Origin of the sequence: Weissella paramesenteroides (assembly GCF_051903945.1) — a bacterium.
Taxonomy (GTDB): domain Bacteria; phylum Bacillota; class Bacilli; order Lactobacillales; family Lactobacillaceae; genus Weissella; species Weissella paramesenteroides_A.
On record NZ_CP192268.1, the window covers coordinates 1,057,153 to 1,082,352 of the forward strand.

At 32.5% G+C, this 25,200-nt stretch carries 24 protein-coding genes; 3 read left to right on the forward strand and 21 right to left on the reverse strand.

What is annotated here, in order from left to right; genetic code table 11:
• Positions 1-316: 316 nt before the first annotated feature.
• Positions 317-1,348 carry an IS30 family transposase gene (locus tag ACQ4QH_RS05050; protein WP_439818025.1) on the reverse strand — a complete coding sequence of 344 codons (1,032 nt, stop codon included), beginning with the start codon at positions 1,346-1,348 and terminating at the stop codon, positions 317-319.
• 188 nt (positions 1,349-1,536) lie between these two features.
• Between ACQ4QH_RS05050 and ACQ4QH_RS05055 the strand changes: the two genes are divergently transcribed.
• Entirely contained in the window at positions 1,537-2,022 is a 486-nt protein-coding gene (locus tag ACQ4QH_RS05055; RefSeq protein WP_096740512.1) for a transposase, read from the forward strand.
• 8 nt (positions 2,023-2,030) lie between these two features.
• Positions 2,031-2,891 (forward strand): IS3 family transposase, encoded by an 861-nt coding sequence (locus ACQ4QH_RS05060; RefSeq protein ID WP_002829237.1) that lies wholly within the window; start codon positions 2,031-2,033, stop codon positions 2,889-2,891.
• A gap of 1,001 nt (positions 2,892-3,892) precedes the next feature.
• Here the strand turns inward: ACQ4QH_RS05060 and ACQ4QH_RS05065 are convergent.
• The 20 genes from ACQ4QH_RS05065 to ACQ4QH_RS05160 all read right to left on the reverse strand — a co-directional run bounded on the left by ACQ4QH_RS05065 (position 3,893) and on the right by ACQ4QH_RS05160 (position 23,800).
• Positions 3,893-5,116: an MFS transporter gene (locus ACQ4QH_RS05065; protein WP_439818026.1), complete on the reverse strand. Its 1,224-nt coding sequence runs from the start codon at positions 5,114-5,116 to the stop codon at positions 3,893-3,895.
• Entirely contained in the window at positions 5,117-5,575 is a 459-nt protein-coding gene (locus ACQ4QH_RS05070) for a hypothetical protein (RefSeq protein WP_439818027.1), read from the reverse strand. It abuts the gene before it with no gap.
• A 250-nt stretch (positions 5,576-5,825) separates the two neighbouring features.
• On the reverse strand, positions 5,826-6,665 hold the full coding sequence (rfbD, locus tag ACQ4QH_RS05075) for a dTDP-4-dehydrorhamnose reductase (protein WP_439818028.1): 840 nt from the start codon (positions 6,663-6,665) through the stop codon (positions 5,826-5,828).
• A gap of 40 nt (positions 6,666-6,705) precedes the next feature.
• Positions 6,706-7,743 (reverse strand): dTDP-glucose 4,6-dehydratase, encoded by a 1,038-nt coding sequence (rfbB, locus tag ACQ4QH_RS05080; RefSeq protein ID WP_259703631.1) that lies wholly within the window; start codon positions 7,741-7,743, stop codon positions 6,706-6,708.
• Positions 7,744-7,758: 15 nt separating this feature from the next.
• Positions 7,759-8,349, reverse strand: coding sequence for a dTDP-4-dehydrorhamnose 3,5-epimerase family protein (locus ACQ4QH_RS05085; protein ID WP_439818029.1), 591 nt, complete (start codon positions 8,347-8,349; stop codon positions 7,759-7,761).
• 10 nt (positions 8,350-8,359) lie between these two features.
• Positions 8,360-9,232: a glucose-1-phosphate thymidylyltransferase RfbA gene (rfbA, locus tag ACQ4QH_RS05090; protein WP_439818030.1), complete on the reverse strand. Its 873-nt coding sequence runs from the start codon at positions 9,230-9,232 to the stop codon at positions 8,360-8,362.
• The gene (locus ACQ4QH_RS05095; protein ID WP_439818031.1) at positions 9,229-10,269 is read right to left on the reverse strand and encodes a DUF6625 family protein; all 1,041 of its coding nucleotides are present in this window, start codon (positions 10,267-10,269) and stop codon (positions 9,229-9,231) included. Before ACQ4QH_RS05095 ends, rfbA begins: the two co-directional genes overlap by 4 nt.
• Positions 10,270-11,217: 948 nt before the next feature.
• Positions 11,218-12,765 (reverse strand): lipopolysaccharide biosynthesis protein, encoded by a 1,548-nt coding sequence (locus ACQ4QH_RS05100; RefSeq protein ID WP_439818032.1) that lies wholly within the window; start codon positions 12,763-12,765, stop codon positions 11,218-11,220.
• Complete coding sequence (locus tag ACQ4QH_RS05105) at positions 12,762-13,673, reverse strand: glycosyltransferase family 2 protein (protein WP_439818033.1); 912 nt, start codon at positions 13,671-13,673, stop codon at positions 12,762-12,764. The genes ACQ4QH_RS05100 and ACQ4QH_RS05105 overlap by 4 nt, the downstream gene beginning before the upstream one ends.
• Positions 13,648-14,883: a hypothetical protein gene (locus tag ACQ4QH_RS05110; protein WP_439818034.1), complete on the reverse strand. Its 1,236-nt coding sequence runs from the start codon at positions 14,881-14,883 to the stop codon at positions 13,648-13,650. The genes ACQ4QH_RS05105 and ACQ4QH_RS05110 overlap by 26 nt, the downstream gene beginning before the upstream one ends.
• Before the next feature lie 40 nt (positions 14,884-14,923).
• Positions 14,924-15,907, reverse strand: coding sequence for a glycosyltransferase (locus ACQ4QH_RS05115; RefSeq protein ID WP_439818035.1), 984 nt, complete (start codon positions 15,905-15,907; stop codon positions 14,924-14,926).
• On the reverse strand, positions 15,900-16,994 hold the full coding sequence (locus tag ACQ4QH_RS05120; protein WP_439818036.1) for a glycosyltransferase family 4 protein: 1,095 nt from the start codon (positions 16,992-16,994) through the stop codon (positions 15,900-15,902). Before ACQ4QH_RS05120 ends, ACQ4QH_RS05115 begins: the two co-directional genes overlap by 8 nt.
• Before the next feature lie 16 nt (positions 16,995-17,010).
• The gene (locus tag ACQ4QH_RS05125) at positions 17,011-17,874 is read right to left on the reverse strand and encodes a glycosyltransferase (protein ID WP_439818037.1); all 864 of its coding nucleotides are present in this window, start codon (positions 17,872-17,874) and stop codon (positions 17,011-17,013) included.
• Between the two features lies 1 nt (position 17,875).
• Positions 17,876-18,685 carry a LicD family protein gene (locus ACQ4QH_RS05130; RefSeq protein ID WP_439818038.1) on the reverse strand — a complete coding sequence of 270 codons (810 nt, stop codon included), beginning with the start codon at positions 18,683-18,685 and terminating at the stop codon, positions 17,876-17,878.
• Positions 18,686-18,688: 3 nt separating this feature from the next.
• Complete coding sequence (locus ACQ4QH_RS05135) at positions 18,689-19,384, reverse strand: acyltransferase (RefSeq protein ID WP_439818039.1); 696 nt, start codon at positions 19,382-19,384, stop codon at positions 18,689-18,691.
• Entirely contained in the window at positions 19,377-20,333 is a 957-nt protein-coding gene (locus ACQ4QH_RS05140) for a capsular polysaccharide synthesis protein (RefSeq protein WP_439818040.1), read from the reverse strand. The genes ACQ4QH_RS05135 and ACQ4QH_RS05140 overlap by 8 nt, the downstream gene beginning before the upstream one ends.
• Positions 20,330-21,505: a beta 1-4 rhamnosyltransferase Cps2T gene (cps2T, locus tag ACQ4QH_RS05145; RefSeq protein ID WP_439818041.1), complete on the reverse strand. Its 1,176-nt coding sequence runs from the start codon at positions 21,503-21,505 to the stop codon at positions 20,330-20,332. The genes ACQ4QH_RS05140 and cps2T overlap by 4 nt, the downstream gene beginning before the upstream one ends.
• 1 nt (position 21,506) lies before the next feature.
• Complete coding sequence (locus ACQ4QH_RS05150; protein WP_439818042.1) at positions 21,507-22,121, reverse strand: sugar transferase; 615 nt, start codon at positions 22,119-22,121, stop codon at positions 21,507-21,509.
• 51 nt (positions 22,122-22,172) lie between these two features.
• Complete coding sequence (locus tag ACQ4QH_RS05155; RefSeq protein ID WP_439818043.1) at positions 22,173-22,904, reverse strand: CpsD/CapB family tyrosine-protein kinase; 732 nt, start codon at positions 22,902-22,904, stop codon at positions 22,173-22,175.
• Between the two features lie 14 nt (positions 22,905-22,918).
• Complete coding sequence (locus ACQ4QH_RS05160; RefSeq protein WP_439818044.1) at positions 22,919-23,800, reverse strand: YveK family protein; 882 nt, start codon at positions 23,798-23,800, stop codon at positions 22,919-22,921.
• A 381-nt stretch (positions 23,801-24,181) separates the two neighbouring features.
• Here ACQ4QH_RS05160 and ACQ4QH_RS05165 point away from each other — a divergent pair, with 381 nt between their 5' ends.
• On the forward strand, positions 24,182-24,949 hold the full coding sequence (locus ACQ4QH_RS05165) for a tyrosine-protein phosphatase (RefSeq protein ID WP_439818045.1): 768 nt from the start codon (positions 24,182-24,184) through the stop codon (positions 24,947-24,949).
• The last annotated feature ends 251 nt before the right edge of the window (positions 24,950-25,200 follow it).

A 25,200-nucleotide genomic window follows, 5' to 3' on the forward strand; every position in this document is an offset into this window, starting at 1 on the left:
CATAAATCTTGTTATGACAACATTCTTATTTTTAGGTTGCAGTATTATGTAAACTAAAAATAAGAAGGAATTGTCAAGTTATTAGCTATCAATTTTCCAAAAAAATTTTTAACGACTAGCCGTGCATGCCTTGCCAGCAACCTTTACCCGCTTTATTACATTTTTGTATCTTTTTTTGGTTTGCTTGCTCTGGTTGTCTGCCCATGTTGTGGTTGTCACAATAATTTTTAAAATATAATTATTTACTCACACACTAAAACGACTTGTATTGATTGCTATAAAATACAAGTTCAAATAGTAAAAATTAGAATTTTAATTAAGCTAATTGTGACCGATGTTGGCGTTTCTTCTGACGTGCCCGTTGACTTTGCAAAAATTGGCGATAACACTGTTGTGGCGTTTGCCAATTTAAGACAGCTTTTGGATAATGGTTAATAATGTCTTGCACCGCTCTTAGTGCCACTAACGTGGTTTTAGTAAGACTTTGCCCTTTGGGAAAGAAACGCCGAATGTCACGATTAATACGTTCAATTCCCCCTTTTTCGGCAGGACTATACGCATGCGTAAAATAAACAGTTACTTGCCATTTTTCAAATAGCATCATGACATCAAGGTTGGTAAACTCATGACCACGGTCCGTAGTGACTGACTGCACTTGATTTGGATGCCGGGTTAAAAATTGTTCAATGGCATCATGCATGGCACTCACGCGTTTACTGTCCAATTTCATTAGCTCCATGTAGCGACTTTTACGTTCATAAAATACCAATAAACTGGCTTTCACCCCTTGAGGTGAATCAATACAATCCATTTCCCAGTGACCAAAATTACGGCGTTGATTAATCGCCTGGGGACGTTGGTCAATACTATGCGCTTGCATAAAATCACTTTCATGATGTGAACGCATCGCTTCGCGCATCGAAACAGGCCGTATATGGTACTTACGTTTTTTATAATTCAAAAGCGCCGGTACTCTTTTTTTAAAATAGCGATATAAAGTGGTTGCTGAGGGCACATTTTTCAAACTGTGGGCAATCATCGGAATGGTCCAGTGTTTTTCTTCAACAGCTTTTTGAACCCGTTTTAAAGCCCCATTTGATGCGTGAAGTTTACCATAATTGCGATTAATGCGATTCTGGGCAGCTAACCAATCAGCATATTCCGGATCATACGGAATTTTATCTAATGAAACATCAGGTCGCCGCCGATTGTGATGCACTTCATCATAAATTGTTTTGGGCGTTCGCTGCAAACGTAAGGCAATTTGGCGTAAACTAATCTTTTGTTCATAATACCATACATAAATGTAATAACGTTCAGAGCGACTTAAGCGTTTATAAGATTTCATCCGTTTATCTCCTTAACAGGTCAACCATTTACCCAAATAACAAAAATCTTTTAATTTTATTAATATGAATGTATCACAATTATTTAATTAATGCATAATTGGTAACGTTATTAAAAAAAACGGCCATAGAATGCGTTTCTGAACTGAACCCCATGAGTTGGAGTAAATCTAACTCATGGGGTTTTCTTATGTTCTCGAAAGAAATTCAAATTGAAGCAGTATCGATGTATCTCAAAGGTGTTCCGCCCGTTGAAATACGGAGAAAATTCGGAATCAAAGCTCATTCGACTCTTGAAATCTGGGTGAAATCAATCAAACAGGATGGTATTTATGGAATCAAAGATTCCCACAGAAACAAGACAAGTTATCCGTATTCCTTTAAAATCAAGGTAATTAATTGGCGACTGAATCACAACGCGTCGTATCCCATAACGGCTAGAAAGTTTAGGATAACAAGTCCATCTTTAATTTGGCATTGGGAACGTGCGCTAGAGTCTGGTCGGCTAAAACCTGATAAACGAAGGCGGAAACGAACTATGAATAAGCAAGAACACGACAAGATCAAGAAGCTCGAAGAAGAGAATGAACTACTTCGAATTAAGGTAGCCTACTTGGAAAAACTCGAGGCCTTAGCTCAGGAAAAGAAGAAATTACAAACCAAGACAAAGCGGTAGTAATCACTGTGCTAAGGCAAGAGTTGAAGTGCAAGTTGAAGCTGCTTCTTCAAGTAGCCGAGATGTCTAGCAGTAGTTATCATGACGCGTGCAAGCGTGCGTACAAGGAGTATCCACGTGAGTTAATTGATGCGATTATATCAATTCGTGATGACAACCCGGACTACGGTTACCGTCGTGTCACACAAGAGCTTCGTAATCGTGGCTTCAACACCAACCATAAGGTTGTGCTGAAAATTATGAAGATGAACGGGCTTCTCTGTACTGCTTTCAACCGTCTGACACGGAAGTACAATTCTTACGCCGGCACTGTCGGACATATCTCACCGAATCGTGTAAACCGTCGGTTCACAACGGATCGACCATATCAGAAGGTTCTCACCGACGTCACTGAAGTCCGTTGGGGATCAGGCACGATGGCTGAACGTGCTTATTTCACCGCCTATATTGATGTTTATAGTGGTGAGATTCTCACTTGGAATATCGATCTTCATCCAACTGTCGAGTTCGTCACAAAGCCATTAGATGAGCTTCTACAAAATAGGCCAGAATTGAATTATCGAATGACAATTCACTCTGACCAAGGTTTCCAATATCAAAATTATGAGTATGTATCACGGCTAAAGACTAACCGTGTGTTCCAGAGCATGAGTCGCAAAGCGACATGCCTAGATAACGCAATGGCTGAGAGTATCTTCCACATCTTGAAGGTAGGAACGGTACATAACAACCATTATCAAAGTTATGACGAATTAAAGTCCGGCATAACTAACTATGTCTATTACTACAACAATAAGCGGATAAAAACAAAACTGGCCGGAAGAACTCCGGTTCAATACCGAAATCTTTCCGACCAGTTAGCCGCTTAAACGTCACTCCAATTTTTGGGGTTCAGTTCATTCTCAACATTGAAAGGATACTAAATCAATAAAAAAAGCCGACAAATGTCGACTCTTTATTCTTAAACCTTCAAGAATAATCATGTAGTAAAAATACTGGTGTCGATTACTATAACTTTAGTAACTCCACAAGTGTAAGTCTATAAAATTTTGATGAATTTTTCAAATAATTTGATTTATAAATTTTTGCGTCACAAATTTAGAATGCCTTTTTTATTCAATATACAAAATATCAGTCAACAGAAAAGGATTGACATTGTTTGATAGTATTTTATTATTTTCCTGATAACCCAACACTTTATCACGATATAAAGGACTAACTGTTCTCGTATTATCATGATTTTTTAATTGAGTTGTCACTGAAAATTATTGATCAAAGGCTTTCAGTAAGTGTTGACTAATATTTTTTTCTGACATTTCTACATGGTCTTGTCGTTGACTATTTCTTTGCCGTTGTTGCGAGTATTTAGCCACATTCTCTGTATGATCCCTCAGAAAAAATCCTTACCATTTTACCATACTACGTTCTTGATAATCTTTGGCAAAAAAACTAGCTGCCAGATTTAATTATGCTTGTATTTCTTCTTGATCATACATTTTTGTTGCCTCCATCGTATAAATTATTAACATAGTAATTAACATTAACCATATGTAATTAATTTCAATCTAATTAAAAAATTGAGCAATCCTTTTATGAACTAAAACCAAAAAATTGGAGAATTAATCGTCGCATTAAACAAATTGGCCGTACTGTATATGACTATGGGAACTCATTGGATTATTCTTTTAGAATACGTCTATAACTATTCAATCGCAAACATATAAACGCTAGTTTTATGAACCTACTAACTAAAAAAGCTTGCGAGTATGACAAAACTATCAGATTCACAAACTCTTTAGTCGATTTCACGATTTTTCACTAGTATCGATTTTGTTTCGATATAGTACGACCATAAATTGTAGTGACAAAGTTAGCTTTGTCTTAGGTTTAATCTAAACATCTTTGGATATAAAACAACTAAAACAAAGAAGAGTATACCGGAAATAATGAAAACAGTTCCGGCAGAAAGAGTATCAAATGAGAAGCTGGCAATAATTATTCCAATTGGCATCAAGACTTGGACACATGTTCGTGAAATATTGAATACTCGACCTTGCATGTTTTCTGGAACATGTGTTGTTAACCACACTAGGGTCGGTGTATTTAGAAGTGCGATTAAACTTCCCGTTACAAAGTTAAAAATGATAATAAAAATTGAAAAAATCAATTTTGAATGAACACTCGAAAAGAGAAATAGCCCCATTATTAAAAATAAGATACTAAAAATAGATGTCATTTTCCATGATATATATAATGGGTGCTTAAACTCAGAACGTTTTGATAACAGGTAACTGGTTACCAGCATTCCAATTGACACTGCAGCTTCTGACAAAGCATATACTCGGTTAGGTAACCTTAGAACATGAATTTGTATATATGGTAGCCCAATACTAAAGATAGTATAGAAAAAATTAATAGCGCAACCAAACCAGATTGCAAATACGAGCAATTTATCTTTAAAAATATATGTTAATTCATTTTTCTCAGTTACTGCTCTTGCCAGTTTCATACTATCTTTATATTTGATTACCCACATCAATAATAAAGCAAGAGTCTCACAAACTAACTCAGCAATGATAAAAACTCCAAAGTGCATATCAAAAATTGAAAACCATGCTGCTGCAATAATTGGACCAATAATGCTTGAAAATGAAGAGACCATCTGTTCGTAACTCTTTAGTTTTTGAATATCTGCACTATCCACTATCAATGTAGCAGATGCCATATATGCTACATCAAATATTTGATCCGATATCCTCAATATTACTAAAATGAACATAACTAACAATAAAACTTCATTGTCAAATTTGAGCAACAAGATTGCGAAAGTTATAAGCCCTATCATACTTAGTATCTGAGATAATGATATTATCCTTTTTTTGTTTGCCTTATCAATAAACAGCCTTAATACTGGTGCAAGTGCCAAACTAACAACCGGCCCAATAGCCTGAGAAATTCCAAAAACACTTGCCGATGAATATTGTCGTAATAGAAACAGCCCCATAGCAAACGAAAAAATACTGCTACCCAAGTTTGCTACTAACAATGCTACAGATGCAATATATAATTGTTGTCGGGATTTTTTTTCAGTCATCTAATATCCCACTTTCTCCAAAAAATCATTCAAATCGTTGATGAACGTATTATCCGAATCGTATATGAAAAAATGATCGCCTTCATACTCTTTTATTAGACTATCTGCCATTATGATAGATGACCATTTTTCAAAACTGCTTTTCGGTACGCTATCATCTTTTGTACATCGACCTAAAAGCACTGGAACATCAATGCTTGGAAGTGGCTGTTCTGGATAATATTCATCAATCTCAAAGTCCTGCTTGAGAGTATTTTCTAAATTTTGGTCTATATAATGAATTAAATCAACAAAATTAGGTGCATCACTTGTGGCTTGATTATCAACAGAACCCTTCTCTTGACTTTCAGTAAGAAATTTACTCATACCTGTTCCCCAAAGAAAAGTTAATTTGTTTTCCAATAAAGCAAGCGCAATAGTACGACAAGTTAAATCATTAGAATAATTTGGCCTCTCCATGAAATTTTCTCCAAAATAAACATTAATTAAATATTTCTTTATCTAAAAACATCGAATGAATGTTCTCTTTTAGACTGTTAATAAGCTGTAAATACTACACTAATCACTTAAGTTTGGCCATCTAAATAACAAAAACATACTTTAAGATTTTATTTTTAGTCGACACTAACTTCATGCCAACCTTTTCCTTTTAGACGCACTTTTTTAAATGATTATAATCTGACACATATTTTTCAGCTTCATAAAATCATTAAACTATTAATCCTAAAAACTTTTTCAAAGCATCTTGCCAAGTCGGTATGTCAAACCCCGTTGACTTAGTCTTTCCCAAACTCATTACAGAATGTTCCGGCCTGTATGCCTTTTGTGGGAACTCTGCACTCGTCACTGGCATAACCTCCACTGAGGTTGCTTTTAAAATTTCTTGTGCAAACTCATACCAAGTAGCTGTATTATCATTTGATAAATGATAGATACCATATTCAGCTTTACTTTCAATCAGATGCAACATAAATTCAGCTAAAGTTCTTGTCCAAGTAGGTCGACCTATCTGATCATTAACCACTGTTAATTTAGGATGGGTTTCAGCAAGGCGTTGCATTGTATAAACAAAATTATTACCAAATTCACCAAATACCCAACTAGTTCTAACAATATAGGCATTAGCCCCACTTTCACTAATAGCTAATTCACCAGCTAACTTTGCACGTCCATATGCATTTTGGGGATTAACAGGATCATCTTCTTTATATTCTCCTAAATTCATACCATCAAATACATAATCTGTTGATACAGCAACTAAATTCGCATTATATTTTTTCACTGCATCAGCAATATTTTTTGTACCTTCAACATTTACCTGCCAATTTTGAGAACGTCCCTCATCCTCAGCTAAATCAACCTTTGTGTAGGCAGCAGCATTAAATACAACATCTGGATTTTCTTGTTCAAAAATTGACATTACTTTTTCTTTATCAGTAATATCTAATTGATGCGAATCAAATGCTACAAAGTTTAATTGTCGTTCTGATAAAAGCTTTTGTAACTCTTTACCTAGTTGCCCATTAGCTCCCGTAATTAAGTACTTCATAATTCCTCCGAAAAAAGCCAGCTTTCGCTGACTTTACTATTTATTGATTATTCTGTGCATATTTAGCTTCAACAGCTGCTTTTTCAGCTTTCCACCACGATTGATGATCCTCATACCACTTAATAGTATCTTTCAAACCAGTTGCAAAATCAGTGTATTTTGGTTGCCAACCTAACTCTTCACGAATCTTTGTAGCATCAATAGCATAACGTAAGTCATGTCCTGAACGATCCTGAACAAAGTCAAAATCATTTTCATCTTTGCCCATATCCTTTAGGATAGCACGTAATACGGTAATATTATCTTTTTCACCATCAGCACCAACAAGGTAAGTTTCACCAATCTTACCTTTAGTTAAGATTGCCCAAACAGCTGTTGCATGATCATAAGTATGGATCCAGTCACGAACGTTTTTACCAGAACCATATAACTTTGGCTTAATACCTGAAATAATATTGGTTACTTGACGAGGAATGAACTTCTCAATATGTTGGTAAGGCCCATAATTATTAGACGTATTAGAAATAGTTGCTTTAAGGCCAAAAGAACGTACCCAGGCGCGTACCAACAAATCAGAGCTAGCTTTCGTTGATGAATATGGGCTTGATGGACGATATTGAGATTCAGGCGTAAACTTTTCACCTTTTCCTTCACCATGTCCAGGTAAATCTTCACGTAATGGTAAATCACCGTACACCTCATCTGTAGACACATGATGGAAACGTTTATTATACTTACGGGCTGCTTCAATTAATGTATAAGTTCCCATAATATTAGTTTGAATAAATGGTGCTGGATCTTTTAATGAGTTATCATTATGACTTTCAGCAGCGTAATGAATCACGGCATCAGTTTTCGAAACTAATCTATCAACTAATGGTGCATCTGCAATATCACCAATAACTAATTTAACTCGATCTTCAGGTAGGCCAGACAAATTTTCTTTATTACCAGCATATGTTAATTTGTCAAGTACAGTAACATTGACATCAGGATGTTCATCAACAATATAACGAACAAAATTCGCACCAATAAATCCCGCACCACCGGTTACTAATATATTTTTATATTCCGTCATGAATGAACTCCTATTTCAATTGATTTTGTTCAATGGTTCAACATCTTTCAATAATGGATGATTTTTATCAGCTTCACTGACTTCTGCATTATCAACATCATCCCATGTGATTCCCAATGTAGGATCAGCATAATTCACAAAAGCGTACTTCGGCTTTAACTCTAATGCCCAGTAGTCATTAACTAAATAAGAATATGAAACTGTCTCACTTAATACTTGAAAACCATTGGCAACACCACGAGGGACATAAATTCCCTTACTAGCGTCAATAATTGTTTGGTAAACATGCCCAAATGAATCACCTTCACGAAGATCTACCCATGCACCAAGGACCTTTCCATTATCAGCTACTGAAATGTACTTGTCCCAAGGTTCTGCGTGTAATCCACGTAATACGCCCTTACGTGATAACGACACGTTATTTTGCAGTTTATCATCTTTAAAGAAACTTTTTGGAAAACCCAAAGGTAGCATCTTCTCTTTTTGAAAGTTCTCTTTAAACCAGCCACGATTATCACCATGAACTGGAATATCAAATTCCATCATCCCCGGAATTTCATCGATTGAACGAGCAGCTAATTCTTTTTCAAAAAATTTTTCACCCATATTGCTTCTTTTAACCTTCTTCCTCAACAATTCTCAACAAATATTGCCCATAGTCATTTTTCTTCAATGGTTGTGCTAAAATTTCCAATTGTTTAACGTCAATATACCCCATACGATAAGCAATTTCTTCTAATGATGCGACTTTTAAATTTTGTTGTTTTTGAATGGTAGCGATAAAAGATGATGCTTCCAATAGCGAATCATGCGTTCCAGTATCAAGCCAGGCATAACCTCGTCCCATCACCTGTACATCTAAATCACCACGATCAAGATAAGCCTGATTAATATCAGAAATTTCTATTTCGCCACGATCTGACGGCTTCACATTTGCAGCTATTTCTACAACATCATTATCATAAAAATAAAGGCCAGTAACAGCAAAATTAGATTTTGGTTGTGCTGGTTTTTCAACAATTGATAACGCCTTACCATCTTTGTCAAACTCTACCACACCAAAACGTTCTGGGTCCTTTACTTGATAACCAAAGACCGTTGCACCTGTGGTCTTTGCTGCCGCTTCTTGTAATTGTTGTGACAAACCAGCACCATAAAAAATGTTATCACCCAATACCAATGCAACAGTATCATTGCCGATAAAGTCAGCACCCACAATGAAGGCATCTGCCAAGCCACGTGGCTCCTCTTGCACAGCATATTGAATATTCAGCCCAAGTTCATGTCCATTATCAAATAAATCTTTAAACTGTTCTAGATACTCTGGAGTAGAAATCAATAAAATATCCTTAATACCAGCCAACATTAAAACAGACATTGGATAATAAATCATTGGTTTGTCATAAATTGGTACCAGTTGTTTACTTGTTGCTTTTGTGATTGGATATAGGCGTGTGCCAGATCCTCCGGCTAAGATAATACCCTTCATTTTATATCTCTCCTCATGCTTTTTATATTCTTTTTATATTTTTTCATTTTTCCATGATGTTTCGATCTAAACCACATAATCATTCTCAATACAATATAATCTGAAAACAAGTTCTTTCGTCTAGTTTTGAAAATGCGATGCTTTCTTTCTATGTTAAATTTTCTTAACATTTTCTCTTTTTCATTTTCTGTTATACATTCATCATCAGAAATAAACTTATTTGGAATTATATTAAACTTATTTTCACTGGAACCTACAAATCTAGAAACATCCATAGAACGTTTCTGAAGATGGACATACATAATTTCCTGTACATCCGATTCATTAATGGCAAACATACCTTCTTTATTAACCTCTATTTTGGCAAAATTTTTCATGCTTTGATTAATATGTTCTGAGCGAAATCCACTAAAATTAAAATCCAAATCAGCACGAGATAACGTATCTTGGATAGTATATCCTTCTCTAATCATAAAGGTAGAAATTCCCTTACCAAATTTCCAACCATATTCATCAAAAGCAGCATTAGCGTTAAGTAAACGAACCAAGTCAAAAGGAATTACATCTTTATATTTATTTTGACCTTTGCTTTTCCATAATTCGTTCAGCTTATTATTATTCTTCCAAATAGAAAAATGTCCGTTTCCATTAATACGATCATAATTCTGGATTAATTCATCAGTTAGAAAGTGTGATGTATTCCCCAAAATAACATCTGTATCAATCGTCCCTATCCATAAATAGCCTTGCGTATACTTGGAAAATATTTCGCCAAATAGTGGCCTGTAGTCATTTACTTTATATGCTTTGTGTAGTTTAATTCTAGTTCCGGTTACAAATTCAATGTTTTTTTTTAACTCGGCTAAACTCATTTTAATGATTTTTAAGTTTCTAAATTGAACATTATAGTTGTCCAAATTTTGATCAGTAAACAATAAAAAATCTAAATTATTATTTAACTGAATTCTATTTAGCCAAATTTGAAAATAATTTGGTAATTTCCCAAAATAGGGTACTATTAATAGTTTATTTGACATATGGCCTCCCAAAAATATCCTGCATTGTTAGCAAAAATTAATTTATAAAATTTTGATATTTAGATAAAACTGTACTACAAATAATGACGCACAACTATTTTACCAATTATAGGTATCCTCAAAATAATTTTTGATATAACCATTATCGAATGAAAGTGTGAGCTAACTATACGAAATAAGATATCCTCATTCGAATTATCACTAAGTGGAAATTTTAACATTCTCTTTGTTAATTCAATGTAATTAAATGAATTTTTTAGTACATTCTTCTCTTTTAAAATTGCCATAACAATTATTTGTGTAGAAATCATATCTTTTCTATTCTGGATCATTGTATTACTACCATCAATGAACTTGTGAACGCCTATAAAATTTCCTCTTGCTAAGAGATATTTCTTTATTTCTAGCGCGGCTTCTTCCATTTTGAGATCTAATTATGCTCACTCTATCATCACTTTTCATAATTTGCCTTAGCACAAACTTTATCGCTCTTACTATCGTAGTTTCATTATTGTGAACTGGTATTATAACAGAAACATCAATGATTTCTCTCATATTTTCTTCAAAATAAGTAATACTTTTAATATAATATATTGACTAAATGCCCCAGCTGTTAAGTAGTTCGAAAATAACAATTTGATACGTTCATGAATATTATTATTTGAGTGTGATAATTAATATAAAAATTCTAACTGGTTATCTAAAATATATTCTTTGGGAATACGTTCTCACACGTATTGTGCATTAAACGACTTAACAAATGCACAATGTGACAATCTTTATCTAATCCCACTTAAGACCTTTATTATTTTTGTAGATTTTTATAAGTATAACGCCATTAACAGTTTCATCTTATCAGCTTTACCTAGTTATTATACGAATTAATCTTATTCTAAATTTGATTTGTAACTACAAACTCTTAACGTTAGTATACAACATTGGTCGGTGTCAATTAAAAAACTTAGCGACCGTCCCAACTAAATCTTTTAAACGTAATGGTTCATATTTTTTTGGATAAAGTACAACCAATGTACAGTGAAACACTAACAATATAATTATTGATATAAGCACAGAAATAATTAAAGCAACCAAAAAGTTAATTTTTGCCATCCAGTCACCGATTTTTTGAGTTAGTGTAATAAACATACTTCCTAGAACTAAGATGCTAATATAAAGGCCTATATATTTTTTTTCCAATGTATTAATACCATTTCGTAAAACAATATAAGGCTCCCACCACGAATTGATTAATAAATTAGCACCAATGGTACCTAAAACAACGGCTCCAATACCTAGTTTTGTAAAATTAATTAAAAGTAATGATAAAATTAAGTTCACTCCTGCTTCCCAAAGAGATTTAAACCGCATTTCCCAAAATGTTCCATATGCATTCATAAAATTAAGGTTACTATTTCGTAATCCATTTATAAAAAAGCCCAGTACAATTATCATTGTTAAGGTGTCGCTCAGTCTATACTTTTCCCCAATCCATAATTGAATGAAACTGGGAAATAACATTATCAGCATCATTGATGCTCCCAAAATTATATATGCATTTAATTGCGTATATTTATAAAAAAGATTTATTTGATCTTTTTTATCCTTATTAATTTTAAAGTTTCCAATAGAAGGGGTAACCGCATTTACTAGCTGAGTAATAACAGAATTAATACCATTAAGTACAAGTGTATAGTTGGAATATCTTCCTACTGCAGCCAACCCAATAAATGTAGAAATAATAATATTATCCGTTCCAAAGACAACAACGCCACCTATCTTTGATGAAAGCATTCCTATAATATTTTTTTTTAAATAAGAAATGACACTAGGTTCAACCTTATCAATGTTTTTTTCAGTTAGATAAGAGAATTTCTTATTTGCTAATTTGGATATTTGATAGTTACTTGCAATAGTAAATATTATTTGTATGGCTAAGTAGAGACTGTACGAAGGCATCAAAAAAAGAAACATAATTTGAACTACTTGTAATACCACATTAAATACCATCTGGTTAACGGTATTGATGTACCCTAGTTGGCTAGCTATTAAAATAGAGCGCTTATAACTCCAAAGATATGATAAGGCTGAATTACTCAAATATAATGTAAAAGCAAAAAAAACATTTCCTACGTTAGCAGAGCCAGCAATCATTTTAGGTAAAAAAGGCATGATAAACATACCACCTATGACAACTATTATTGCAATAATATGAAAGGCTTTTTTATATAATTCCATCAATGCTTTTACTTGTGGAATGTCTTTTTCAGCTAAAGGTCTATACAGTGCAAATGTAATGGCTGACCCGATTCCAAGTTCTGAAAAAGCAAGGATATTTAATAAGTTAACAAATAGGCCGTTCAAACCTAAAAATTGTTCTCCTAAAATTCTTATAAAAAAAGTACGTGAAACAAAATTTAAAATAAGGTTAATAATTTGTGCGACTGCTGCAATACTTGAATTCATTAGAGCAGCTTTTGTTCTTGTCAAGTTATTCATTTTTCCAACCCCAATTTAAATTTAACCACACTAACTGTCATAAAAGGATCAATAAGGAAACATTTAAGTTTATCAGTTTCCAAATATAGACTATTAAACATATTCTTTGCATCTTCCTTATAATCATTATCAATTGATCTCTGTAGATAAATTTTTAAGAAAATCAATGTGTTCAATTGTACAACCGGAATAGATTTTTTTTTCCCTGATTTTCTTAAGTCTCCAACTAACTTTTGCGCATCCTTAGCACCGATTATTTGCTTAGGATCAAATGTAGAGGTAGTATTTCCCGGTCTATCCACACGGTAGTTATATTCTTTATTATCATTGATTATTAATATTTGATAGTCATGGACTACACTTAATAATTGCCTATAAAAATTAATTTCCTCATGAACCTGTCCTTCTGGAAACTTTACATTTTTTAAAATTTCTTTTCGAAATAATTTGTTCCAAACAACAGTTCCTATAGTCCCTGAAAACATCTTTGAGAAAAAATCGTCAACAGTAATTTTCCTATTACATTTACCAAGTTTAGCAGAAGGGAACAGGTATGAGACTATCATGATATTTTCATTCATTTGTAAAACTAATTTCTCTAAAAAATTTTTTTCTAAACTATCATCTGGATCAAAAAAAGCAATGAACTTTCCAGTAGCTTTTGTCAATCCAATGTTTCTAGCGTGCGATTGGCCCTTATTTTCAGTTCTATAATATTTAAATCTAGAATCAGTAGCCGAAAAAGATTTAGCTATAAAGCCAGATATATCTGTCGAGCCATCATCAACCATAATAACCTCAAAGTTATCATATGTTTGATAGATTAAAGAATCCAACGCAGCCTCTAAGTAAGATGCTACATTGAAGATGGGAACTATAAAACTAACTTTTGAATTTATGTTTTCCACTTTCAATCCTTTCTGATGATTTCGATAAATCCCCATAGTCACTTACATTTACTAACTTAGCTAAAACTGCGGTTCCTAAGAAAAACATCAAATAATTATTCGATATCCCAAATATTCCGAATAAAACTAGCACATTAGTGAAGCAATAGTGCTCAATTTTTTTATCAAAAGCCACTACATATATTAAGAAATACACTAATACTATTAATAGAACTCCTCCTTCAAAAAATAATGCCCATAACTGGTTATCCAAAGCTAGATTTGTAAAATTTTTATACGACGCATCGTATTGAAATCCGTGCCCAAATAGTACACTCCTTAAATCATTAGCATAATAATCCTTGAAATAAATTAATCCAGTAAATCTAATTTTAAACGTTGCAAAAAAATCTGATTGAAAGTAAGGACTATTTTGTATTAAAACTGCTAATAATCCACCTAAAAACTGGATAACAACTCCTCCCCAAAAAACAAATTTTTTTATTATTCTAGGAACATACTTTAATAGTATGGTTAATAATCCAAGCACATATACATTTTTGGTTAAACTAGTTATTATCCCAGCTAAAAATAGTACTAGAAATATATATTTCATTAACTTTGGAAGTTTAATTTTTTCATACCATATGACAGAAAGAGCCAGCACCATAATTGTCCCGAATGACATTCCACTACTTAGGAATCCAAATGCTCTAAGTGTACCTGTACTCCCTAAGAACCACATGTCCGAATTTAACCTTATTGTTGACTCATGTAATGTTGATACATCAGGCAAGATCACACTTTGTGAAAAATATTGTGTTAAACCAATCACAGAATTAATTAGGCCAAAAACTATCACACCCAAAAAAATGCCCATACTAGAAACTAAAGAATTTTTCCTGTCAAATATTAAAAGAGCTAACAAAATTAATAGAAATATGTATCCTGATAATCTCCAAGAAATTGGCTGTCCAGAAATGGAAGAAATTTCATATAAAATGAGTATAAATAAAAAGGACATAAACGAAAAGAATATATTAATTGTTTTTTTACTATCGATAATTATTAAGAAAATTGTCATAAAAAATAACATTAACATAGTAAAGTTAGAAATAATATTTCCAAATGGTATATGAAATACAGTTAATATTCTTCCTAAAGTTCCTGGAACTAAAAAAATCATAGTTAAACTAGAATATACAAAGGAACTAATAGTTTTAAAATTCATAAGCTGTACAATCTCCTAATTAATTTCAGTTCTCCAATAATTAAATATCTAGCTCCCCTAATTCAGCTTTTTTCCCAAGATGAACCATTCTAATTATTTTTTTGAATTTCTTTATACCTGCTTTATTCTTAGGCATTTTTCGAATCAATATATTTAAAATCCATGTACAATAGTTTATTGAACTCAAGATTTTATTTTTATTAAATACATATTTTGCTAAATATGCTTCATTTCTATAGGCATAAAGTGCTCTATAATTATCTTGCTTAGTTTGAAAAAATGCATCATGTACATTTATTTTTTTCGAGTCAAACCATGATCCTGCAATATCTCTTATATTTGCATTATACATTTGCAGAATGTCAATTCCATAGCTCGATATTCTAAATGTATATTCAATGTCATCTGAATATAGATACATTTCCTGAATTGGATACCCAACTTTATGTATTACTGACATATTAATGAACAATCCAGAATATGGAGCAACCACCATTCGCTTAATATTTTTATTTTCTCTCTTTATCCTATGATTTCTTCTTTTAAACTTGTTCGTTACAGAAAATCTATAAAAAGAATTGTAATAAGACTCTAAAGAATAGTCGAAACAATTACAATCAATCTTTGCTTGCTCATTAATTTTCAAACGATTCAAGCTCCATATATGATCGTAATTCTTACTCATATTTCTTTCATATGAATCTATTTTTTCTAAAGCATCATATTCCACATAACTATCATCATCTAAAATTAGCAGTCGATCATCCTTATTTGTTGAATATTCAACTACTTCTAGAATCCCTCTACTAAATCCACCTGCAGACCCTGTATTCGTTGCTAGAGAAATTAATGAAACCTTATCACAGGAAATTTCGTCAATTTCTTGTGATAAATCGTATGAACTACCATTATTAATAACAAATATATGATCAATTCTTTTATTGATCAGTGTTTGATGTAGCACCTGAGAAAGCTGTTTTTTATGGTCTCCATATGTAACTATAAGTGCAAATATTCTACCCATTCAACTTTTTTCCTTCTACTATTTCTTCTAATATCTGTTCAAACAAACTGACACTGGAATTAAAGGTTAACTCATGTACTAAATTGGCCCCATTTAATGCAAGTTTAATTCGATATTCATCATGTTTAAATAGATAAATTATACTATTCGCTAGCCCCTCATAGTCTCCTACTTCGTTTAAAAGAGCAGTCTTCTTTTCAATTCCAAAATCACTAACTCCACCATTTTTTGTCGAAACTAAAGTTGCGCCACAAGCCATCGCTTCTGTTGCAACAAGTCCCCAACCTTCTAAAATACTAGTAAATAAAAATATTGATGATGCGTTATATACATTTTCTCTCAATCCTTCTTGAGTAGCTCCCTGTATATACTGAATATAACTTGGTAAATCATCTGGCTCTTTAAAATTACCAAATAGTAACACCTTCAAGTCTGGGACAGAATTATGTACTAAATTTAACGCTTTAAGGCCAATTTCTGTACCTTTATATTTATTTGGATGATTAATCAGACTTACAACATGTTTCCGATTATCTATAGGATTTTTAACATAAAAATCTTCACCATGCACATAATTTTTCACTAATTGTACGTGTTTATCGTACTCTGTAACTAAATCATATAACCATGATGACACAACAATTTTTTGAATAGGTAAACTCCAAGCCGCACGAACAATTCTCTCAGCGTTATACACCTTTTCATCATGTTGTATTACGTAAACAACTTTATCCAAATTAAAATTTGTTTCTGAAATATTCAGCGCTATTCCATAATCAAATGCAATGACAATATCCCGATTTTGGTATAAATTTTTATTAAATGAATATTGTGCCTTAAGACTTATATTAGGATTTATATCCATCCATGTTACTTTTTTTTGCTTTTTACTTTCCTTTACATAATTAACATAATGGCCGATATGTTTTAATAAATTATGTTTTCTCATCTTATAAGATACATCAGCGAGATATATTATCTCTAAATCATGCCCTTTTTTTGCTAAATAGTTTGCATAATCATAAATAACTTTTCTTCCACCAGATGGTGTATTATCATGAAAGCGCATTATAATAGAAATTTTCACTTTAAATTTTCCTCTGCTAGTCAAACATATCAATGAATACTTGAGTAGATTTAACCATATTTGTCAATTGAAATTTTTGCTGAGCTGTAGCAGTCTTAAATGACTGTTTTGTTGAAGTGTTCTGGTGATGATACACAATTAAATTAGGGTCATACTTGGAAATCATACCAAACGACTGCATTCTTCTATCCAATATTTCTGTTTCAAAATAAAAAAATGTACTTTTATCAAAAGGAACAGCGATTTTCCTAAAAAATTTCTTGGAAAAAATTAATAACGAACCATGTAATACAATATTAAATTGCTCTTCATTAATTTTACGAACTGTTGTTTCTCTTTTTTTTAAAACAAGCTTGCGTAACCCATTGAACTTTTTTAAATTTGCCCTTAAATTAAAAAACAAAATGTTTTGATTTAATAATTTTTTAGAATGCTCGTTAATTTTACGAACTTCGTCTAACGTATATGAATCTGATTTTTTCGGATTTTGATAGATACTTGTTTCTGGAACAAATATTTTCGGACCCATAATATCAAAATGCTGTTCTTGAAAAGATGTTTCTATTAATGACAAAAAATTATTTTGTCTGAATTCAATATCATTATTGGCTACAATAACGTAATCAGGTTGATACTTTTCTAAAGCAAATTTTATACCCAGGTTGTTACCTTCAGCATACCCACTATTACAACCATTTAATATAATATCCACTTTTTTGTTATCTGAGAACAGTCTTTCTAATCTTGCACCTGATCCATTGGGTGAAGCGTTATCAACAACAACCACTCTCTTTTGTCCATAGATATCATTTATAATATGATTTACTTCGCTTACTGTTTCAGTAAACGCTTGATAATGTAGGATGACAAAAACAAACATATTATTTTACCTCTATATGTGATTTTTTATGATCAGGTTCTTCAAATGCATAATTGTTACCATACAATTGTTTTAAATACTCATCATACTTAGCAGGTACTAAAAATTCTGTATCTTCAAAATTAAGACTCACACCCTCCCCAAAATAATCAGCAGGAAAAATTTCTTTATCAAATAGAGAACCCGTGATAGTTCCAACCCATTTAGCCCCCTGAAGTTTATTTTTACGATATACAACATCTATTTTGTCGTATATTTTATCTTGTGTATATAAGTGCTTAACTCCCAGTTTTCCTAGTAAATCAATCGCAAACTGTTTCTTTTTAGAATGTATAACAATAGTGTCTTTAACATCTCTAGTAAAAACTGCACCCATGCCTCTTAAAATCATGACGTGATATTTATAAAACTTTCTTTCCAAAAATGTACCCGGAACACCGTCCAAGGGTAATACGTCAATAATAGAGAATCCCAAATGATTATTTGTTGGTAAATTTTTTTGCTTCCGAAAACTTTCTTTCACTAAAACTCTTGGAAAATACGCATGTATTTCATCTCCATTACGATAATTAGCCAACCAAAACTTATCCGACCAATCATTCTTTAATAACTCCATTAATTTTTCAAACTGTCCTCTTGGTACAGCAATGTCCATATCATCATCCCATGGAATAAACCCCCCATACTTTACTGCACCCATAACAGAGCCGCCACGCAAAAAAAATTTTATATCATTTTTCTCTGCTATTAACTTAATTTCTTTTAGTGCCTCTAATTCAAGTTGCTGTATCTCTGATAAACTATTCTTCATTTACTATATTCTTTCCTTAATAAGTCTTGCAGGAACGCCACCATATACTCCAAATTCTGTTGTATCCTTTGTGACCACTGATCCTGCAGCTATGACTGATCCTTGCTTAATCGTAACACCTGCTAATATTGTTACCTTAGCACCAATCCAAACATTATCTTCAATTGTTACATCTTCTCTAGTCACACCTTGTAATCTAATAGGTATATCGATTTTACTAAAATTATGGTTCTCAGAATGTAAAGAAAAATATGGACCTATAATAACATCATTTCCAATAGTTACATTACCTCTAACACTTATTAACCCATTGGAAGAAATACCAACGTTTCTACCTATTGAAATTGACTCACCTAAATTAGTCAAAACACCAAATCCTTCAATACGTGAGTTCTCTCCTAAGGAAAAATTATCTCCAATAGTTATCATCTTTTTTACATTTCCATCAATACTACTGTAATTAGATAGAGTGACACCTTTACCTATATTTATTTTTTTCTTTCCATGTAATAAAACATGTTTCCCTCTAAAGAAAAATGACCCTGAATGATTCAAAAATGGCTTAGTGATTGTGCCTCTACATATCATAATTAATCTAGAAAGTATGATACCTAAAAAAGAAAAAAAAGAAATTTCCGAATCTATAATATATGGAGAACCTTTTATTTTAGTAATTATTTTCCCAATAATATTAATCATTAGTAGTATACCGTCCCATTAAATACCAATATGTCGTATTTCGATCACTTGAAATATTTTTATAAGTTAATTTTTGTAGTGGAAATTCTTCCAATATTGTTTCAGTCAAATTTTTGTCATTTTTTTCATTAAGTAAGTACATAAGTTGTAAAGGTAATGCATTAGGAATCTTTTTTACTTTGTTAAATTCTTCTTGATGTGATTCATACACAAGATGCCAAATAATATGAAACAAAAAATAATCAATAATAAAATTATTATTTCGCCAATAATTATACAAAATTTCTCTTACTCTTAATAAAGTTGGCTCATTCGAGGTTGAATGTATAAACCAGCTTGATAGCCAAATGCTATTTCCCATTTGACCAGGACGCATATTTTGAAAAAAGAATGTCTGATCACTATCAAGTATATTCTGTAGCAAATCAAAATTCGATTCTAAAAATACTGTTGAATCAATCCAAGTACCCCCATGCTGAATCAATAACTCCATACGAATAATATCAGAAAAATGCTGGTTTGAAATTATTCCCGTCTTCCATTTATTTAAAATATCCTCAGGAATATCTACATATTCTTTAAAGTTTTCACCATCTAAAATCACCACTTCTTGTTCTGGCAAGGCCCTTTTTATACTCTTTATAGACCTTTTTACAATCGCAGGAGCATTCTTCATCCCCTGTAACCATAAAGTCCATATTATATTACTAACATTACGTTCCTTGATATCCAGATTTTTTGCTAGCTCATTAGTATATTTACGTCGTAATCTTTTTTTTACTTTTAACATCTTATTCATTTGAATAAGTTCTAATGCCGTTTTACTTTTACCAAGAGTCAGCAAATTAATGCCAGTATTTAGCAACATACCCGATAACAAATACTGGCGTATTTGTGTTAAAATACCTTTCTGCTTAATTTTATTCAGAATAGAAACTTGTTCACTCATTTTTTTAACAACAACTTTTCATATTCAGAAATTATCAATTCCCAATTAAAAAGTCTTGATACCCTTTCTCTAGAATTGGTAGAATAATATTTTAGTTGTTCATTAGACATTTGTAATGTGTTCATAATGACAGTACATAATGCTTCTTGATCTTTTGTCCAATATATAGCAGACTTACCAGCAACTTCACGATTAAAATCCACATCAACTAATAAATTTAATTTTGTGGTTGCCATGGCCTCTAACAAGCTTGGATTAGTTCCACCAACTTCGTGACCATGAAAATATGCAAAAGCATTTTCACGTATGTATTTTAATAGCTCTTGGTCATAAACTGTTCCAACAAATTTAATGCGAGGATCTCTATCAAAGTGAGTTTGCTTAAGTAATTTGTCATAAAATTTATTCTTTTCAACATTAGTAATCAGTACAAAATCTTTCTTTGTACTTGATTTCATAAACTCACGGAGCATAGTTTCATAATTATTTTCTGGTACAAATCGACCAACTACTAAGAAATACTCATTTTCATGTAACTTTTTATCTCTATACCAATCTCTAACTTTGTTATCCTCTTTATTCAAACTAGAGCTCTGTATATCTGTACCATACGACAAATAAGTAGAGTGTGGAGTATATTTTTTATATTCCATCTGGATATAACGCTCAATTGCAGGATTATCACAAATAATTAGATCAGCATGCTTGATCATCTTTCTTTCTGAAAATTTCCAATATTTTCTGACAGGAAATGGCCATTTTGCCCGCTTCCATTCATGTCCATCTGGGTTAATAAAATATATGCCTCCCAGATTGTGAATTTGTTTGACATAGTTTCCAATAAACGGTCCAATTCTAGCAGCTAAAATATAAAAAATTGGAGACTCTGCGCCAATTTTTTCAGCACTATTAATTGCCCATTTAAGTGCTTTGATATCATATACTATTGCCTGCGCTGGACCAATATTAGGTACATCAATTGAGTAGACCTCTGCACCATTATATTCAAATATATCATTTTCACGACTTAATTTAGTATTATCTCGACGAGAAGCTACATGGTATTTAATCTCCGAGGACACCTGTCCAGCTGTTAATTTTTCTACAAAAGTTTCATAGCCACCATATCTAGCAGGAATTCCTTTTGATCCAATTATATATACGTGTTGCATATTAATAAGCTCCGTTCTTTTCACCTGGAAATATCAATAAAATTGTTTTAATCATAATAATGATATCACCAATGAAACTTTCATTATTAATGTACTCTAAGTCTAGGTCAATCATTTTATCGAAGCTAACATTACTTCGACCACTTACCTGCCATAAACCAGTTATACCTGGTTTGACATTCAACCTAAGTTTTTCACGTTCAGAGTAAAACGATGCTTCTTCTATTAACGCTGGTCTTGGGCCTACTAGTGACATATCTCCCCTTAACACATTCCAAAATTGCGGTAATTCATCTAAAGAATGTTTTCTGATATATTGGCCAACGCGTGTTACGCGGGGATCATTTTTCATTTTAAACATACCATCAACATCACTTTCATCAAGTAGCTCTTGGCGAAGATCTTCAGCCTGGACAACCATCGATCGCAATTTACACATTAAAAAAATTTCACCATTTTTACCAACCCGTTTTTGTCTAAAAAATACAGGGCCACCATCTTCTCTCTTGATCCGAATGGCAATAATTAACACAGGAATAATAGATAATAGTAATCCAACAATAGCTCCAATAATATCTAGCCCTCGAATTAAAAAATTGTGATACACGTTTCTCAATTTTTTACCTCTCCCTTTTTAAATTTACTCCATGCTACTCCATATGTTTATTTATAATTCCTTTATATCTCCGTAACCATACCCATATCCAACATCTTCCCTAGAATCTCTTACACGTTCTACTACACCTAAAATTTTAGTTTCACCTAAACGAAGCATTTCAACAGTCCGTTTTATAGATGTTTTCGTAGTTTTGCCCATCATTGTAACTATTACTGTCCCATCAATTAGCGGTAATAGTACTTGTGCATCAGACACAGTCATAATTGGTGGTACATCCAAAACAATAACGTCATAATTATTTCGCATCCAATCAATTAATGCCGCCATTCGCTTTGAATTCAATAATTCAGCTGGATTTGGTGGTGTTGGACCAGCGGTTAATACTTCCAAGTTTTCTACAAAAGTCTGTTGAACAACATCCTTAGGCTGCTCTGCTGACGCCAAAATTGTACTCAATCCATGTATATTATTTAACCGAAATGTTGCTTGTGCCGTTGAACGTCGCATATCTGCGTCAACATACAAGACGTTTTTACCTGATTGTGCCCAAGTAACTGCTGTATTAGTAGAGACTGTTGTCTTTCCATCAGAAATTTCTGCTGATGTAAACATAATGACTTGTAGCTTATCTAAGCCTGCGCCCGCAAACTCAATATTTGTTCTTAACGTCCTAAACTGCTCTGAAATAACACTTTTAGGTTCAACAACTGTTATTAATCGTGCTCCTTTATCTTGTGTTTCCGTATCTTTATTAGCGTCTTTTTTTCTAAATAATCCCATAGCAACCTCTTCAATTAAATTCGACGCTTACTGCGTGAACGACTAAATTCTTCATTCGATCTTGAAACAGTGTTAACAACTTTATCGATGCTTTTAATTTTTCCAATAAAATTAATTTGTCCCAAATTGATTAACTTTAACTCATCAGTCAAATAACTAATATCTTTAACTGTTCGATCACTTAATTCTTTAATAATTCCCCATGCGAAACCAATAAAAATTCCAGCTACCAAACCAGTTAATGTGATTAACTTAACATTAGGTGAAACAGGCGTCGTATTGTTTGTCGCTTTTGAGACCACTGACACATTAGAGACACTCATAATGGAAGATACTTTTTGTTTAAAGACTTTCGCAATTTCATTAGCTGAATCACGTGCTAATTGACTATTTTTTAAGGTTACATTGACTGTAAATATCTGTGAATTCTGTTGGTTAGTGATAGAAATATTCTTAGATAACTCTCCTGCACTAATTTCAGATTTATCATATTTTGCATCAACTACCTTATATTCAGCGGTCTGTGCTTGTTTATCAATAATCTGCGTACCATCAGCTAATGTTTTATATGTTGCAGGTCGTGCTTTTGTTATTAACTGTTTTTGAGTTGTTGTTAGAGTCTTAACAACTGTATTTAAAATGACAGGCCGTGTAATAATATCCTTATATGTATTAATCATTTGAATGTCGGCTTGTTGGTTCTGAAATTGTGCAGCTGTGTTTTCGTCCTCTTTACGATTAACCAACAAAGCCACCGATGAACTATATTGCGGTTGAATAACAAATTTCGAAATACCAAAAGCAATACCAGCTAACACAATGCCCCAAACAATCATTAATATCATATTTTTCCGTAAAATTAACCATAGTCGTTTTATGTCGATTATGTTATCCATTAAAACATCCACCTATCCATTATTTTTTGACTTATAATAATAATTGTATTATAAATTTAAGAATAAGTGTAGTATTCTTTTCATAAGTATTAAATTGATTAATTATGGAAAAAATGTGCGATTAATAAATAAATATGTCTGATTGATAAACAAATATAAATTAATAGCGCTGTATTAATGAATACATTGATAAAAAACTTGTGATTACGTTTGTGCAATTGCAGTTTTAATAAAATTAATTGTTTCCGATAATAGACAATACCACAAGATTATATCTTTTCTAGGATGTAAATGTTAATCAATTTGCACGCCAACTGTTGTCGACAAAGTTAAACATACGCTATAATATAATTAATATTTTACATTTAAGGAGGCCTCTTTATGATTGACATTCATTGTCATCTATTGCCTGGTATTGATGATGGATCGGAAAATTTAAACGTTTCGTTACAAATGGCGCGCGATGCTGTAGCAGATGGTATTACTCACGCACTGATGACACCTCATCATATGAATGGGCACTTTATCAACCATGCTGCAGATGTAATAAATTTAACTAATTGGTTTCAGGCTGAGTTAGATAAAAATAATATTCCACTTACCGTTTTCCCTTCGCAAGAGGTTCGAATTAATGGGAATTTACTGTCATTGCTTGATCACCATGATATCCTGACCACTGATGAACAAGGCCAATATATTCTCATTGAATTTCCTTCACATGATGTTCCCACTTTTACTAAAAAAATGTTATTCCGTCTGCAAGAACGTGGGCTCACACCTATAATTGTTCATCCTGAACGGAACACGGAACTAATGAAGCACCCTGAATTACTATTCGACATGATAAATAATGGTGCTTATTCACAGGTCACAGCTAGTTCATATGTTGGTACTTTTGGCAAGGCAGTTCAGAAATTTTCAGAAGATATCTTAGACAATGGTTTGGCACAGATTATTGCATCTGATGCCCATCATTTGCCTGGTCGTACTTATGAAATGAGTGACGCTTTTGTGAAATTAAAGAAAAAATATGGTCAACGTCGGAGTCGCCTATTTGATGAAAATGCTAAGGCACTTATTAATGGCGACTCCCTCATTCGCTTTGATGAAACGCCTATAAAAAAGAAAAAAGTCTTTTCTGCATATTAATTTACATACAATTAAAATCATCAAAGAAATCAAGACAAAACAATTTTGATTAAATTGTTTCAAGGGCCATGTAATTATGTCATAAAAAGGCCATCAAAAATGTTGCTTTTGTACTAGTTGCTATAGTCCCCTAGAGGTTGACGGAAGAAATAATATAATTTCTTCCAGTCAATCTCTAGGTTTTTTTATATGCCAAGAACAAAACTTTTAACCTTATAAAAGCTCAACCTCATTCGGTTATATCAAGAGTC

Excerpts from the sequence above, each read along its gene's own strand:
- ACQ4QH_RS05050 (WP_439818025.1), bottom strand. The coding sequence starts at position 1,348 with ATGAAATCTTATAAACGCTTAAGTCGCTCTGAACGTTATTACATTTAT.
- ACQ4QH_RS05055 (WP_096740512.1), top strand. The coding sequence starts at position 1,537 with ATGTTCTCGAAAGAAATTCAAATTGAAGCAGTATCGATGTATCTCAAA.
- ACQ4QH_RS05065 (WP_439818026.1), bottom strand. The coding sequence starts at position 5,116 with ATGACTGAAAAAAAATCCCGACAACAATTATATATTGCATCTGTAGCA.
- ACQ4QH_RS05070 (WP_439818027.1), bottom strand. The coding sequence starts at position 5,575 with ATGGAGAGGCCAAATTATTCTAATGATTTAACTTGTCGTACTATTGCG.
- rfbD (WP_439818028.1), bottom strand. The coding sequence starts at position 6,665 with ATGAAGTACTTAATTACGGGAGCTAATGGGCAACTAGGTAAAGAGTTA.
- rfbB (WP_259703631.1), bottom strand. The coding sequence starts at position 7,743 with ATGACGGAATATAAAAATATATTAGTAACCGGTGGTGCGGGATTTATT.
- ACQ4QH_RS05085 (WP_439818029.1), bottom strand. The coding sequence starts at position 8,349 with ATGGGTGAAAAATTTTTTGAAAAAGAATTAGCTGCTCGTTCAATCGAT.
- rfbA (WP_439818030.1), bottom strand. The coding sequence starts at position 9,232 with ATGAAGGGTATTATCTTAGCCGGAGGATCTGGCACACGCCTATATCCA.
- ACQ4QH_RS05095 (WP_439818031.1), bottom strand. The coding sequence starts at position 10,269 with ATGTCAAATAAACTATTAATAGTACCCTATTTTGGGAAATTACCAAAT.
- ACQ4QH_RS05100 (WP_439818032.1), bottom strand. The coding sequence starts at position 12,765 with ATGAATAACTTGACAAGAACAAAAGCTGCTCTAATGAATTCAAGTATT.
- ACQ4QH_RS05110 (WP_439818034.1), bottom strand. The coding sequence starts at position 14,883 with ATGAATTTTAAAACTATTAGTTCCTTTGTATATTCTAGTTTAACTATG.
- ACQ4QH_RS05115 (WP_439818035.1), bottom strand. The coding sequence starts at position 15,907 with ATGGGTAGAATATTTGCACTTATAGTTACATATGGAGACCATAAAAAA.
- ACQ4QH_RS05125 (WP_439818037.1), bottom strand. The coding sequence starts at position 17,874 with ATGTTTGTTTTTGTCATCCTACATTATCAAGCGTTTACTGAAACAGTA.
- ACQ4QH_RS05130 (WP_439818038.1), bottom strand. The coding sequence starts at position 18,685 with ATGAAGAATAGTTTATCAGAGATACAGCAACTTGAATTAGAGGCACTA.
- ACQ4QH_RS05135 (WP_439818039.1), bottom strand. The coding sequence starts at position 19,384 with ATGATTAATATTATTGGGAAAATAATTACTAAAATAAAAGGTTCTCCA.
- ACQ4QH_RS05140 (WP_439818040.1), bottom strand. The coding sequence starts at position 20,333 with ATGAGTGAACAAGTTTCTATTCTGAATAAAATTAAGCAGAAAGGTATT.
- cps2T (WP_439818041.1), bottom strand. The coding sequence starts at position 21,505 with ATGCAACACGTATATATAATTGGATCAAAAGGAATTCCTGCTAGATAT.
- ACQ4QH_RS05155 (WP_439818043.1), bottom strand. The coding sequence starts at position 22,904 with ATGGGATTATTTAGAAAAAAAGACGCTAATAAAGATACGGAAACACAA.
- ACQ4QH_RS05160 (WP_439818044.1), bottom strand. The coding sequence starts at position 23,800 with ATGGATAACATAATCGACATAAAACGACTATGGTTAATTTTACGGAAA.
- ACQ4QH_RS05165 (WP_439818045.1), top strand. The coding sequence starts at position 24,182 with ATGATTGACATTCATTGTCATCTATTGCCTGGTATTGATGATGGATCG.